Source organism: Mycobacterium sp., from assembly GCF_052145595.1.
GTDB lineage: Bacteria > Actinomycetota > Actinomycetes > Mycobacteriales > Mycobacteriaceae > Mycobacterium.
Window position 1 is genome coordinate 24,902 of the sequence record NZ_JBKQOI010000090.1, and the last position, 12,927, is coordinate 37,828.

General features: G+C 66.0%; 9 protein-coding genes and 1 pseudogene. 5 read left to right on the forward strand and 5 right to left on the reverse strand.

Annotated elements, in window-relative coordinates; genetic code table 11:
• The first annotated feature begins 121 nt into the window (after positions 1-121).
• The 4 genes and pseudogenes from ACLP4W_RS07540 to ilvA all read left to right on the forward strand — a co-directional run bounded on the left by ACLP4W_RS07540 (position 122) and on the right by ilvA (position 4,864).
• Positions 122-1,995: pseudogene (locus ACLP4W_RS07540) on the forward strand (lysophospholipid acyltransferase).
• A 242-nt stretch (positions 1,996-2,237) separates the two neighbouring features.
• Positions 2,238-3,023, forward strand: a complete 786-nt coding sequence (locus ACLP4W_RS07545; protein ID WP_442385516.1) for a DUF6065 family protein — start codon at positions 2,238-2,240, stop codon at positions 3,021-3,023.
• An 89-nt stretch (positions 3,024-3,112) separates the two neighbouring features.
• Positions 3,113-3,550 carry a nitroreductase family deazaflavin-dependent oxidoreductase gene (locus ACLP4W_RS07550; protein ID WP_442385517.1) on the forward strand — a complete coding sequence of 146 codons (438 nt, stop codon included), beginning with the start codon at positions 3,113-3,115 and terminating at the stop codon, positions 3,548-3,550.
• Positions 3,551-3,583: 33 nt separating this feature from the next.
• Entirely contained in the window at positions 3,584-4,864 is a 1,281-nt protein-coding gene (gene ilvA, locus ACLP4W_RS07555) for a threonine ammonia-lyase (RefSeq protein WP_442385518.1), read from the forward strand.
• Between the two features lie 76 nt (positions 4,865-4,940).
• Here ilvA and ACLP4W_RS07560 read toward each other — a convergent pair whose 3' ends face one another.
• Positions 4,941-5,591: a pyridoxamine 5'-phosphate oxidase family protein gene (locus ACLP4W_RS07560; protein ID WP_442385519.1), complete on the reverse strand. Its 651-nt coding sequence runs from the start codon at positions 5,589-5,591 to the stop codon at positions 4,941-4,943.
• A 40-nt stretch (positions 5,592-5,631) separates the two neighbouring features.
• Here ACLP4W_RS07560 and ACLP4W_RS07565 point away from each other — a divergent pair, with 40 nt between their 5' ends.
• A complete protein-coding gene (locus tag ACLP4W_RS07565) occupies positions 5,632-6,951 on the forward strand; it encodes an aminotransferase class I/II-fold pyridoxal phosphate-dependent enzyme (RefSeq protein ID WP_442385520.1) in 1,320 nt (439 codons plus the stop codon).
• Here the strand turns inward: ACLP4W_RS07565 and ACLP4W_RS07570 are convergent.
• The 4 genes from ACLP4W_RS07570 to glgX form a co-directional block, all read right to left on the reverse strand.
• Entirely contained in the window at positions 6,941-7,555 is a 615-nt protein-coding gene (locus tag ACLP4W_RS07570; protein ID WP_442385521.1) for a mismatch-specific DNA-glycosylase, read from the reverse strand. The two genes, ACLP4W_RS07565 and ACLP4W_RS07570, sit on opposite strands and share 11 nt — an antisense overlap.
• A complete protein-coding gene (gene treZ / locus ACLP4W_RS07575) occupies positions 7,542-9,287 on the reverse strand; it encodes a malto-oligosyltrehalose trehalohydrolase (RefSeq protein ID WP_442385522.1) in 1,746 nt (581 codons plus the stop codon). The genes ACLP4W_RS07570 and treZ overlap by 14 nt, the downstream gene beginning before the upstream one ends.
• On the reverse strand, positions 9,280-11,580 hold the full coding sequence (gene treY, locus ACLP4W_RS07580; protein WP_442385523.1) for a malto-oligosyltrehalose synthase: 2,301 nt from the start codon (positions 11,578-11,580) through the stop codon (positions 9,280-9,282). The genes treZ and treY overlap by 8 nt, the downstream gene beginning before the upstream one ends.
• A gap of 3 nt (positions 11,581-11,583) precedes the next feature.
• A partial coding sequence (gene glgX, locus ACLP4W_RS07585) for a glycogen debranching protein GlgX (RefSeq protein WP_442385524.1) occupies positions 11,584-12,927 on the reverse strand: 1,344 nt, incomplete at its 5' end.

Below are 12,927 nucleotides of genomic sequence, written 5' to 3' on the forward strand. Positions count from 1 at the left end.
AATGTATTCCGTGCTCCTGTTCACGGACGTACGCTCACCGATGTGATGTGGGCAACACGCGTCCGGCGCAAAGGAGAACGGACATGACGACAACCGAGCGCGGTGTGAGCGGGGACGGACCGTGACTGCGCGGCACATCGGCCGGGTGAGGGTGCGAAAGGTGCTGCAGCGCACCGGAATCGTCGACGAATCGGCGGCGCCGTTGTCGACGGACCCGGCCGAGGTGGTCCAATTGTTGGCGGCTTCGTGGTATGACGAGCGGCTGAGCAAATGGCCAACGAGCTGGGGCGCGACCCGGACGATGTGCGCGCCGAATCCGCGGGCTACCTGCGCGAGATGGCGGCCTCGCTGGACGACCGGCCGGTGGAGGCCTGGCGCGGCTTGAGCCGCTGGCTCATGCGGGCCTACGACGTGCTAGTCGACGAGGATCAGATCGCGCAGCTGCGCAAACTGGATCGCAAAGCGACTCTGGCGTTTGCCTCTTCGCATCGCTCCTACCTGGACGGCATGCTGTTGCCCGAGGTGATCCTGGCCAACCGGCTCTCGCCCGCGCTTACCTTCGGCGGAGCCAACTTGAACTTCTTCCCGCTGGGCGGTTAGGCCAAACGCACCGGCACGATCTTCATCCGGCGTCAGACCAAGGATATTCCCGTTTACCGGTTCGCATTACGGGCCTACGCCGCGCAGCTGGTGCAAAATCATGCCAACCTCACCTGGTCGATCGAAGGGGGCCGGACCCGGACCGGCAAGCTGCGACCCCCGGTGTTCGGGATCCTGCGGTACATCACCGACGCCGTCGACGAAATCGATGGTCCCGAGGTGTATTTGGTGCCGACCTCCATCGTGTACGACCAGCTGCACGAAGTGGCGGCCATGACCACCGAAGCCTACGGTGCCGTCAAACGGCCCGAAGACCTGCGCTTCCTGATCCGACTGGCCCGACAGCAGGGTCAGCGGCTCGGCCGCGCCTATCTGGACTTCGGCGAACCGCTGCCACTCCGCAAGCGCCTCGAGGAGTTGCGCGCCGACGAGTCGGGGACCGGCACCGAAATCGAACGCATCGCACTGGACGTGGAGCACCGGATCAACCGGGCCACGCCGGTCACTCCCACTGCGGTGGTGAGCCTTTCGTTGCTGGGGGCGGAACGGTCATTGTCGATCAGCGAGGTACTGGCCGCCGTGCGACCGCTGGCGAGTTATATCGCGGCGCGGAACTGGGCTGTGGCCGGCGCGGCGGACCTGACGAATCCTTCGACGATCCGGTGGACTTTGCATCAGCTCGTCGCCTCGGGTGTGGTGAGTGTCTACGACGCCGGCACCGAAGCGGTCTGGGGTATCGGGGCCGACCAGCACCTGGTTGCCGCGTTCTACCGCAACACCGCCATCCACGTCCTGGTCGATTGTGCCATCGCAGAGACCGCGTTGCTGGCGGCTTCAGAGACTTCCGTGGACGGCTCGGTCTTACCGGCGACCGTGCGCGATGAGGCGTTAAGTCTTCGCGAACTGCTGAAGTTCGAGTTCTTGTTCTCCGCACGCGCGCAGTTCGAGAAGGACCTCGCCGACGAAGTCCGGCTGATCGGGCCCGCAGAAGACCCGGTCGACACCACGAAGGCGGCCGGTGCGGCCGATGTGCGGCGGCTGCTGGAATGGGCCGACCTGCTGCTGGCGCATCTGGTGTTGCGTCCGTTCCTGGATGCGTATCACATCGTCGCTGATCGGTTGGCCGCCCTCGAAGACGAATCGTTCGACGAGGACGCTTTTCTCACCGAATGCATTGAGGTGGGCAAGCAGTGGGAGTTGCAGCGCAGGATCGCCAGCGCCGAGTCGAGGTCGATGGAACTGTTCAAGACCGCGCTGCGCCTGGCCAGGCATCGCGAGCTGGTGGACGGCTTTGACGACGCGGATATCGCCCAACGACGACGCCGATTCGCCGAAGAGATCGCCACGGCCATCCGGCGGGTCAACACGATCGCGGAGTTGGTCAGGACGCGGTGATCAGCGCTGGGCCGGTTGGCATCGCAACGGCCCGGCAAAACGGTTACTACCGCCCCCACGACGAGCGGTTTAGGAACGCTAACGGGCCCGGGGGACCACCGACGCATGACATGGGCTATGTCTTTGTGGGGGAAGGGATGCCAACGGCTGTGGCAACTGTTATCCAGATTCGACATCCTGACCCGGCGTCTCAACTGAGATACTCGAGGTATGCGGCAAGCAACCAGCGAATCGAGGGTTCGATGAGTGACAAGTCCGATAGGCAGGCCCGTCCCTTGATCGGGTTCGTCACTCGTGATAGTGCGCCGCAGATCAGCCCCGCACCGATTAACCGGACGTGGATGTCAGAGATGCATCAAGGTTCGGCTAATCGGTGTTTGCCGATGCTGATCGCCAATCAGAGCGGCTGGGAGGTGCGCAATCCGTGCGCGTTCACCGCTACATGGATGGGTGGGGTAGACCGCACGGATGTGATAATCGCACCCGATAAGCGTGATCCCGATCAGTTCCTGCCCTGCAGCCAGTTCGGTTACGGCATCCTGACCTGGCATCTGCCGATGCTGTTTCGCACTCCGGCGGGCTACAACCTGTTGGTCCGCGGGCCGGCGAACTATCCGAAGGACGCCGTATGTCCGTTAGAGGGCATAGTCGAAACGGACTGGTCGAGCGCGAGTTTCAGCATGAGCTGGAAACTCACACGCAAACTGATGCCCGTGCGATTCGAGGTCGATGAGCCGATCTGCATGATCGTCCCGCAGCGCCGGGCCGAGCTTGAAGAGTTCGCTCCCGAACTCAGGCGCATCGAGTCTGATGAAGATCTGCGCTGCAAGAATGAGCTCTTCCTTCGCTTACGTCAGGAGCTGGGGCAAGCCCAGGAGGCGACGAACACCGCGGCGGGGGAGCGCCTGCCGTGGCAAGGCGACTACGCGCGGGGCAGACATGCCGATGGCGAGCCTGGGGCACACGATCACCAGACACGCCGTCATCTTCGTTCGTTTGTTCAGCGACAACATGAGAAGCGGCAATAAGAGCAAAAGAGTATGTACCGCTCACGTCGCGGTCGGTTTACCGCTCGTGCAATGGGTCCCCGGTGGACCGCGGTCGTAGGGTGGTGGGTATGCCGCTTTCAGGTGAATACGCACCCAGCCCAGTCGACTGGGCCCGTGAGCAAGCCGACAAGTACATCGAATCCGGTGGAACCGAAGGCACGGACCTGCAGGGAAAGCCCGTCGTCCTGCTAACCACCGTGGGCGCCAAGACCGGCAAGCTCCGCAAGACCCCGCTGATGCGGGTCGAGCACAACGGCGAGTATGCGATCGTCGCCTCGCTCGGCGGGGCGCCGAAGCACCCGGTCTGGTACTACAACGTCGTGCAGAACCCGCGGGTCGAGTTGCAGGACGGCACCGTCACCCGCGATTACGACGCCCGCGAGATCGTCGGCGACGAGAAGGCCGTCTGGTGGGAGCGGGCCGTCGCGGCCTTCCCGCCCTACGCCGACTACCAAACGAAGACCGACCGCCAGATACCGGTATTCGTGCTGACCCCGGTGAGCTGACCTGCCCGTTGGCTGGCATGGCACCATTAATCGGTGTCCGCCGAACTGAGCCAGAGCCCGAGCGTGTCACCGCTGTGCGCGGCTGACATCGACAGCGCGGCGAAGCGGATCGCTTCGGTGGTCACCCCGACCCCGCTGCAGTTGAGCGATCGGTTGTCGGCGATCACCGGCGCGCAGGTCTACCTCAAACGCGAAGACCTGCAGATCGTGCGCTCTTACAAACTGCGCGGCGCCTACAACCTGCTGGTTCAGCTATCCGAGGAGGAGCTGGCCGCGGGGGTGGTGTGCTCGTCGGCGGGCAATCACGCGCAGGGCTTCGCCTATGCGTGCCGGACGCTGGGTGTGCACGGCCGGGTCTATGTGCCCGCCAAAACGCCCAAACAGAAGCGTGACCGGATCCGCTACCACGGCGGGGAGTTCATCGAGCTGATCGTGGGGGGATCGACCTACGATCTCGCCGCAGAGGCGGCGCTGGCCGACATCGAACGCACCGGCGCCACGCTGGTCCCGCCCTATGACGACCTGCGCACCATGGCAGGTCAGGGCACCATCGCCGTCGAAGTGCTCGGTCAACTCGAGAACGAGCCTGACCTGATGGTGGTCCCGGTTGGCGGCGGTGGCTGCATCGCCGGCATCTCCACCTACGTGGCAGAGCGGACGACGAACACGGCGGTGCTGGGTATCGAGCCCGCCGGCGCCGCGGCGATGATGGCCGCGCTGGCCGCCGGCGGCCCGGTGACGCTGGACCATGTCGACCAGTTCGTCGACGGCGCCGCGGTGAAACGGGCGGGAACGCTGACCCACGCCGCGCTGGCCGCCGCCGGCGACATGGTGTCGATCACCATGGTCGACGAGGGTGCGGTGTGCACCGCGATGCTGGACCTGTATCAAAACGAGGGCATAATCGCCGAACCGGCGGGCGCGCTGTCGGTCGCCGGCCTATTGGAAGCAGACATCGAGCCTGGGTCCACCGTCGTGTGCCTCATCTCGGGCGGCAATAACGACGTATCCCGATACGGCGAGGTGCTGGAGCGCTCGCTGGTCCATCTCGGCCTCAAGCACTATTTTCTGGTGGACTTCCCGCAGGAGCCGGGCGCGTTGCGCCGGTTCCTCGATGACGTGCTCGGACCCAACGACGACATCACCCTGTTCGAGTACGTCAAGCGCAACAACCGGGAAACCGGTGAGGCGCTGGTCGGTATCGAGCTGGGATCGGCCGCCGATCTGGATGGTCTGCTGGCCCGGATGCGGGCGACGGAGATTCATGTCGAAGCCCTCGAGCCCGGCTCGCCCGCATACCGCTATCTGCTGTAGCGCAGTTCGGCCGCGAGCGTGCGTGTCTGTAGACCGACACGCCGCAAACCGTGTACAACTGCGCACGCTCGCGCGGTTATTGCAGGTATGACGGCACCGCGATGGCGGGGTCCAGGTCGGCGGCCGGCACCGGTGTTCCGGCCGAGAGGCTCAGCGGCACCACGCCGGCCCAGTACGGCAGCGTGCTGTCTTCGGGATCGTCAACCGGGCCGCCGGTGCGCACCTTGGCCGAGACCTCGACGAGGTCGAGCGCCAGCACCCCGGTTGCGGCGAGTTCACGCGCATTCGGAGTCCTGCAGTCAGCAGCGCGCCCCGACCGGACGTGATCGAGCAGGCCGAGCAGGGCCCGCAGCTTCTCGGCCGGATCCTCGACGACACGTGCGGCACCCACCACGACCACGGAGCGGAAGTTCACCGAATGATGCATGGCCGTGCGGGCCAGCACCAGCCCGTCGACGAGGGTGGCGGTGACACAGACTTCCAGGCCCGACGGTGCGGCCTTGGCGGCAAGCATCGGGCCGCCGCCGGTGGAACCGTGCAGGTAGAGGGTTTCCCCAAGGCGTGCGTGGGTCGTCGGCAACACCACCGGCCTACCGCCGCTCAGGTAGCCCAGGTGGCAGATCAGCGCCTCGTCGAGGATGGCGTGGACCGTCTCGCGGTCATAGTGAGCGCGTTCCCGATAGCGGGTGGGCGTCGTCCGGGGCGTGGGGTGATATGCGGTTTCCAACGGATTGCCTTTGGTATTGTTCTAGTACATAATTTCCTGCGTGCCAGTACAATATACGATAGCGGGGACGGGCGCGGAATCGATAGCCGCCAACGTCGAAGAGGCGATCTCGGCAGGCGCGCTGGCCCCCGGCGATGCGCTGCCGCCGGTCCGGCAACTGGCCGCTCGGCTCGGCGTGAACCCCAATACCGCCGCCGCGGCCTACCGTTTGCTGCGCGAACGCGGGGCCGTCGAGACCGCCGGACGGCGCGGCACTCGAGTGCGGCACCGCCCGGCGACGACACCGCGCTCCCTGCTCGGGCTTGACGTCCCGGCGGGCGCGCGCGACCTGTCGACCGGCAACCCCGACCCGGCCTTGTTGCCGATCGGGTTTGCCCAGGTCCTGCCGCCCAGACCGGTGCTGTACGGGGAGCCGGCCATGTCGCCGGAGTTGGTCCAGTTCAGCCGCTCTGCGCTGTCCGCGGACGGCATCCCGGTCGATCATCTGGCCGTGACCAGCGGTGCCCTGGACGGCATTGAGCGGGCTCTCACCGCGCACCTGCGTCCGGGCGACCGGGTGGTCGTCGAGGATCCGGGCTGGGCCAACCTGCTGGATCTTCTTGCCGCGCTTGGCCTTTCGGTCGAGCCGGTGCGGGCCGACGACGACGGGCCGCTGGTTGCCGACATGGCTCGGGCGCTGGGTCGCGGCGTACGCGCGGTGCTCATCACGAATCGCGCGCAAAACCCGACGGGGGCGGCGCTGTCCGCGGATCGCGCGGATGCCCTGCGCGGATTGCTGACCGGCCGCGCCGACGATCTGCTGCTCGTCGAAGACGATCACTGCGCCGGCATTGCCGGCGCGCCGCTGCACACGTTGGCGGGATCGACCAGCCACTGGGCCTTCGTGCGGTCAGCGTCCAAGGCTTATGGTCCCGACCTGCGCGTCGCCGTTCTCGCCGGAGACCACCGCACCGTCGAACGTGTGCACGGTCGGCTGCGGCTCGGCCCGGGCTGGGTAAGTCACCTATTGCAAGATCTCGCGGTCAGGTTGTGGTCGGATGAGGCGGCATCGCGCTTGGTCCGCACGGCCGAGGACCAGTACACGAGCAACCGCACGCGGTTGCTGGCCGCGCTGGCCGAACGCGGCATCGCCGCACACGGTCGGTCCGGGCTGAACGTCTGGATTCCGGTACCAGACGAGACGGTCGCGATCACCCGGCTACTCAATGCGGGTTGGGCCGCGGCGCCGGGAACGCGGTTCCGGATTAACACGGGCCCGGGCATTCGCATCACCATCGCGGACCTGACCGCGGATGAGATCGATTCGCTCGCCGACGCGATCGCCGAGGCGGTGCTCGCGACCGGCCGTCCTAGCGTGTAGGCGCCGCGGTCATACGGATGCCGGCGGCCCGGGCGGCTTCGCCGTAGGCGGCCGCGAGGCGAGCCAACGGCGCGTGCGCGTTCCGCCCACTCGGGTTGGGCACTACCCACAGTTCGGTTGCTGGATAAGGCGTCGCCTGCTTCCCAAGCTTCGCCCGAGGCGCGTCAAAGGCCGCGCGGTATGCGGTGATCCCCAAGATGGCGACAATCCGTGGCGAGAACTCCTGAACCACTTTCGCCAGTTTCTGTGTGCCTTTTACCAGTTCATCTGCCGTCAGCTCTGCGGCGCTCGCGGTCGCTCTCTCGACAAGGCTGGTGATGCCGATTCCACGGTCCAACAGGTATTCTCGGTCGGTGGGAGTAAACCCTGACGAGGCATCGATTAGGTGATCGGTGATACCGGTGCGCAACAGGGCCGGATAGAACCGATTGCCGCGGGGAGCGAAGTGAGCTTGAACCGCAACGCTTCTCAAGCCCGGGTTGATGCCTACGAACAGCAGTCTCACTTGGTGAGATATCAAGTCCGGCAGGGTCTTTCCGGTAAAGCGCTTCAGTTGGTCACGGCTGAACCGAACCTGTTCCTGCACCACGTCAGACTTCTCCACAACGCAGTATCGCGAACGAATGCGCAGGCAGCTCGGTGACCTTGTCACCGACGGCCGTCGGCTCCCCCCACTCCAGTACCACGTCACCGGCGACCGGCACCGTCACCGGCTCGGCGCCCAGGTTGCACACGATGCGTAATTTGCCGCGGCACAGGATGACCCAGTTCTGCGACTCGTCGTAGTCGATGACGAGGTGCTCCAGCCGGGGGTCCGCCATGTCGGCTTCTTGGCGCCGCAACGCGATCAGATCGCGATAGAGGCGGTGCAGGCGGGCGTGTTCGCCGGAGTCGACCTCATCCCAATTCAGTTTGGAGCGCTGAAAGGTCTGCGGGTCCTGCGGATCGGGGATGTCGTCGGCATTCCAGCCGTGCTCGGCGAACTCCGCTTTGCGTCCCTCGGCGGTGGCCTGGGCCAGCTCCGGTTCGGCATGCGAGCTGAAAAATTGAAACGGGGTGGACGCTCCCCACTCCTCGCCCATGAAAAGCATTGCCGTATATGGTGATCCGAGCGCAAGGGCGGCCTTGATCGCCAGCTGGCCGCCGGTCAGGTTCTGCGACGGGCGATCCCCGAGGGCTCGATTGCCGACCTGATCATGAGTGCAGGTATAGGCGACCAGCCGGGTGGAGGGGATCGTCTGGATGTCCAGCGGCCGCCCGTGCCGGCGGTGCCGGAATGACGAATAGGTGCCGGCGTGGAAGTAGCCGTGGCGCAATGTCTCCGCCAGCGTGGCCAAGGAATTAGAATTCGCACCGAAATCCGCGTAATACCCCTGCCGCTCTCCGGAGACCGCGGTGTGAATGGCGTGATGGATATCGTCGGCCCATTGCGCCGTCATCCCGTAGCCATTGCGGTCGCGCGGGGTGATCAGCCGTGGGTCATTGAGGTCGCTTTCGGCGACGAGCGACAGCGGACGGCCCACCTGCCTTGACAGCCAGTCGGTTTCGCTGGCGAGTTCCTCGAGGATGTGGATCGCCGTGGTGTCCACCAGCGCGTGCACCGCGTCCAGTCGCAGGCCGTCGGCGTGGAAGTCGCGCATCCAGCGCAGCGCACACCCGATGATGTAGCGCCGCACCTCGTCGGAGTAGGCGTCAGCGATGTTGATGCCCTCGCCCCACGGGTTGCTCGCCGACGACAGGTAGGGGCCGAACCGCGGCAGGTAGTTGCCCGACGGACCGAGGTGGTTGAACACCGCGTCGATCAGTACCGCCAAACCACGTGCGTGGCAGGCGTCGACGAACCGGACCAGGCCGTCGGGACCGCCGTAGGGTTCGTGCACGCTGTACCACAGCACCCCGTCATATCCCCAGCCGTGGGTACCGGCAAAAGAGTTCACGGGCATCAGCTCGACGAAGTCGATCCCGAGATCGACCAGGTAGTCCAGCTTTTCGATGGCCGAGTCGAACGTGCCGGCGCCGGTGAAAGCGCCGACGTGCAACTCGTAGATCACCGCGCCCTCGACCGACCGGCCGGCCCAATCGCTGTCCGTCCAGGCCGCATCGGTCGGGTCCCACAACTGCGAGCGGGCGTGCACCCAGTCGGGTTGGCGGGGCGATCGCGGGTCGGGCAGCACGGCGGGGTCGTCGTCGAGCAGGTACCCGTATCGCGCATCCGGTGTTGCCTCGACGTTCGTGTGCCACCAGCCGTCATCCGAGCGCGTCATCGCATGCACCGCACCGTCGACGTCGAGGCGAACCAGCGCGGGTTTGGGCGCCCACACCCGGAATTCAGTCATGCTCGCGCTCCAGCAGCACGACCGGCAGGTCCGAGAACAATTGGGCGGCCGACGTCGGTCCGCTCGCCATGGCGCCGTTGAGCGTGTCGGTCCAGGTGCCGTCGGGCAACGGCACGACGGTGTTACCCCAGCCGGTTCCCGCCAGGCGGACGGTCCAGCGCGTCACCGCGACCAGGATGTCGTCGCCGCGGCGGAACGCGACGACGTGATCACTGGCCTGGCCGCCGGCGAGGACGGGAAGGTATTCACCGCGCAGGAAGCTGTCGGGATGGAGTCGCCGCAGCCGAAGCGCTGTGGTGACGACGCGAATTTTAGGGTGGTGCAACTCTTTCAGTGCGGCTCTGCGAGCGGCGTAGTCAACCGGGCGGCGGTTGTCGGGGTCGACCAGGCTGTCGTCCCACAACTCGGTGCCCTGGTAGATGTCGGGTATCCCGGGGACAGTCAGCGCGAGTAGCTTTTGGCCCAATGCGTCGCTCGCGGCATGCGGATTGAGTTGGGCGACAAGCTCGGTCAGCTGGCCGGCCACCGGGCCGTCGAGGACGCCATCCAGCCAACCGTGCACCGCCCCCTCGAAACCGGCATCCGGGTCGTTCCACGAGGTATGCCGGGCCGCTTCCCGGATGGCCTTTTCGGCGTAGCCGTGCAGCCGGTTGCGCAGCTCGTCGGTGACCTCACCGCTGACCGGCCACACACCGAAGATGTTCTGCCACAGGAATCGTCCGGTTGCGGCATCGGGGGAGGGGGCCTGGACCTCCCAGCGAGCCACGAACTCGGTCCACAGCGACGGTACCTGCGTCAGCACGCCGATCCGGGCTCGCACGTCCTCGCCGCGTTTGGTGTCGTGGGTGGTCAGCGTCGTCATCGTCCGCGGCCACACGCGGGCGCGGGTGGCGGCGCTGTGATGAAACTCCGCCAGGCCGACGCCGAACCGGTGCGGTTCGCCGCCCACCTCGTTGAGTGACACCAGCCGGGCATCGCGGTAGAACAAGCAGTCCTCGACGGCCTTGGCGGTCACCGCGCCGCAGAGTTGCTGCAGCCGGGTAGCCGGCTCACCGCCGCGGGCCAGCGCCGCGGCGATCACCTGCAGCGCTGGCCCCAAGTGTGGCGCTGCCGCCTGGGTTTCGGCCAACGCGGTCGACATCATCGCGGCCAGGCCCGGATAATCGCAGCGATACACCTCGATGTGGGTGAGCAGGGCGGCCACCGCCTCGGGTAGCAGCGGATGATCGGCGCCGGCCGTCGCGGCGATGGCCCGTCGCAGCCTGGCCAGCTCGCTGGCCAAGGTTTCGGTGGCGGCGCGGGTCTTGAGCTCGGCGAGCAGCTTCGGCATGGCGTGGTAGTCCATCCCGGCGGAGTCGACAAGCGCGGTGAGCGCCGGTTCGCCGGATGGGTCGACGAAGACTCCGCCCACCTCCCGGAGCGCGTCGTACCCGGTGCTGCCCGCCACTGGCAGGGTGGGCTCCAGCGCCTCGTCGACAGCGAGGATCTTCTCGATGACGATCCACGCGTCCGGGCCGACCAGTTCACGCAGCCGCGCCAAATAGCCGCAGGGATCCGACAATCCGTCGGGGTGGTCGATGCGCACGCCGTCCACGAGTCCCTCGCTGAACCAGCGGGTGACCTCGGCGTGATTGGCGTCGAACACCGCGCGGTCTTCCTGGCGCAGTCCGGCCAGCGAGGTGATCGAGAAGAATCGACGATAACCGCAGACTCCGTTTCGCCAGCCCACCAACCGGTAGTGCTGGCGGTCGTGCAGCTCAGGACCGCTTCCCGTTCCGCTCCCCGGGGTGATGGGCAGCGCCAGATCGCCCAGCCGCAGCAGGTCGCCGTCGACTTTCAGGTCGTCCACATCGTCGTCGGAACCGAGCAGCGCCAGCACAATTCGGCCGGTTTCGTCAAGTTCCCAGTCGATATCGAAGGACGCCGCATAGGGCGAAGATCGGCCGTGCCGCAGCACGTCCCACCACCATGCGTTCTGCTCGGGCTTGTCGATGCCGACGTGGTTGGGCACGAGGTCGACGACCAGGCCCATCCCGCGCGCACGGGCCGCCGCGGACAACCGCGCCAGACCCTCGGGACCGCCCAGTTCCGGCGAGACCGTGGTCGGGTCGGTCACGTCATAGCCGTGGCTCGATCCGCTGACCGCGGTCATGATGGGGGACAGGTAAAGGTGCGATACGCCGAGATCGTCGAGGTAGTCCAGCAGGTTCTCGGCGTCTGCGAAGGTGAACGCGAATCCACTGGACTCGCCACGCAGCTGCAGTCGATAAGTAGCGAGTACCGGTGAGGCCATGCGTCACAAGGTCTTACGATGTACCAGCAGCGAACGTGCAGGCACCGAGATCTTCTCGTCGGCTTTCACTACTTGGTCACCCGCACCGATCGGATCGTTGGTGTCCAGCTCGACGGTCCACTCCTGCGCATACTCACTGTGCGGCATCACGAACTCCACGTCGTGGTCATGGGCGTTGAAACACAACAGGAATGAGTCGTCGACCACGCGTTCACCGCGGGCGTTCGGTGCGGCGATGGCATCGCCGTTGAGAAACACAGCAACACACTTATCGAAGGCCGCGCCCCAGTCCTCGTGTGTCATCTCCCTGCCGCTCGGCATCAACCAGGCGATATCGCGGACCTCGTCGCCGGTTCGGATAGGCTCGAAGAACCGGCGCCGGCGAAACACCGGATGGTTCGCGCGCAAGCTGGTCACCTTGCGCGCGAACGCCAGCAGATCCGCGTTTTTGCCGACCAATGACCAGTCCATCCAGGACAATTCGGAGTCCTGGCAGTAGACGTTGTTGTTGCCGTTTTGCGTGCGCCCGAACTCGTCGCCGTGCGCGATCATCGGCGTGCCCTGGCTGACCATCAGTGTGGCCCAGAAGTTGCGCATCTGGCGGCACCGCAGCTCGACGATATCGGGGTCGTCGGTGGGGCCTTCGAGGCCACAGTTCCACGATCGGTTGTGGCTTTCCCCGTCGCGGTTGTCCTCGCCGTTGGCCTCGTTGTGTTTCTCGTTGTAGGACACCAGGTCGTTGAGTGTGAATCCGTCGTGGGCGGTGACGAAGTTGATGCTGGCGCCGGGGCGCCGGCCCGTCACCTCGTACAGGTCCGACGACCCGGTCAGCCGGGACGCGAACTCGCCCAGGGTCGCGGGCTCTCCCCGCCAGTAGTCACGCACAGTATCGCGATACTTCCCGTTCCACTCGGTCCACAAACCCGGGAAGTTGCCGACCTGGTAGCCGCCCTCGCCGACGTCCCACGGTTCGGCGATCAACTTGACCTGACTGACCACCGGATCCTGCTGCACGAGATCGAAAAACGCGCTCAATCGGTCGACGTCGTGCAGCTCGCGGGCCAGTGCGGCGGCCAGGTCGAAGCGGAACCCGTCGACGTGCATCTCGATCACCCAGTAGCGCAGCGAGTCCATGATCAGCTGCAGCACATGCGGGTGGCGGGCGTTGAGGCTGTTGCCGGTGCCCGTGTAGTCCTTGTACAACCGCAGGTCCGCGTCGACGAGCCGGTAGTAGGCGGCGTTGTCGATGCCGCGGAAGTTGATCGTCGGACCGAGGTGGTTGCCTTCGGCGGTGTGGTTGTACACCACGTCGAGGATGACCTCGATGCCGGCTTCGTGCAGGCTGCG

Bases quoted from the DNA above. Each gene is read 5' to 3' on its own strand.
- ACLP4W_RS07545 (WP_442385516.1), top strand. From the start codon at position 2,238: ATGAGTGACAAGTCCGATAGGCAGGCCCGTCCCTTGATCGGGTTCGTC.
- ACLP4W_RS07550 (WP_442385517.1), top strand. From the start codon at position 3,113: ATGCCGCTTTCAGGTGAATACGCACCCAGCCCAGTCGACTGGGCCCGT.
- treZ (WP_442385522.1), bottom strand. From the start codon at position 9,287: ATGACTGAATTCCGGGTGTGGGCGCCCAAACCCGCGCTGGTTCGCCTC.
- treY (WP_442385523.1), bottom strand. From the start codon at position 11,580: ATGGCCTCACCGGTACTCGCTACTTATCGACTGCAGCTGCGTGGCGAG.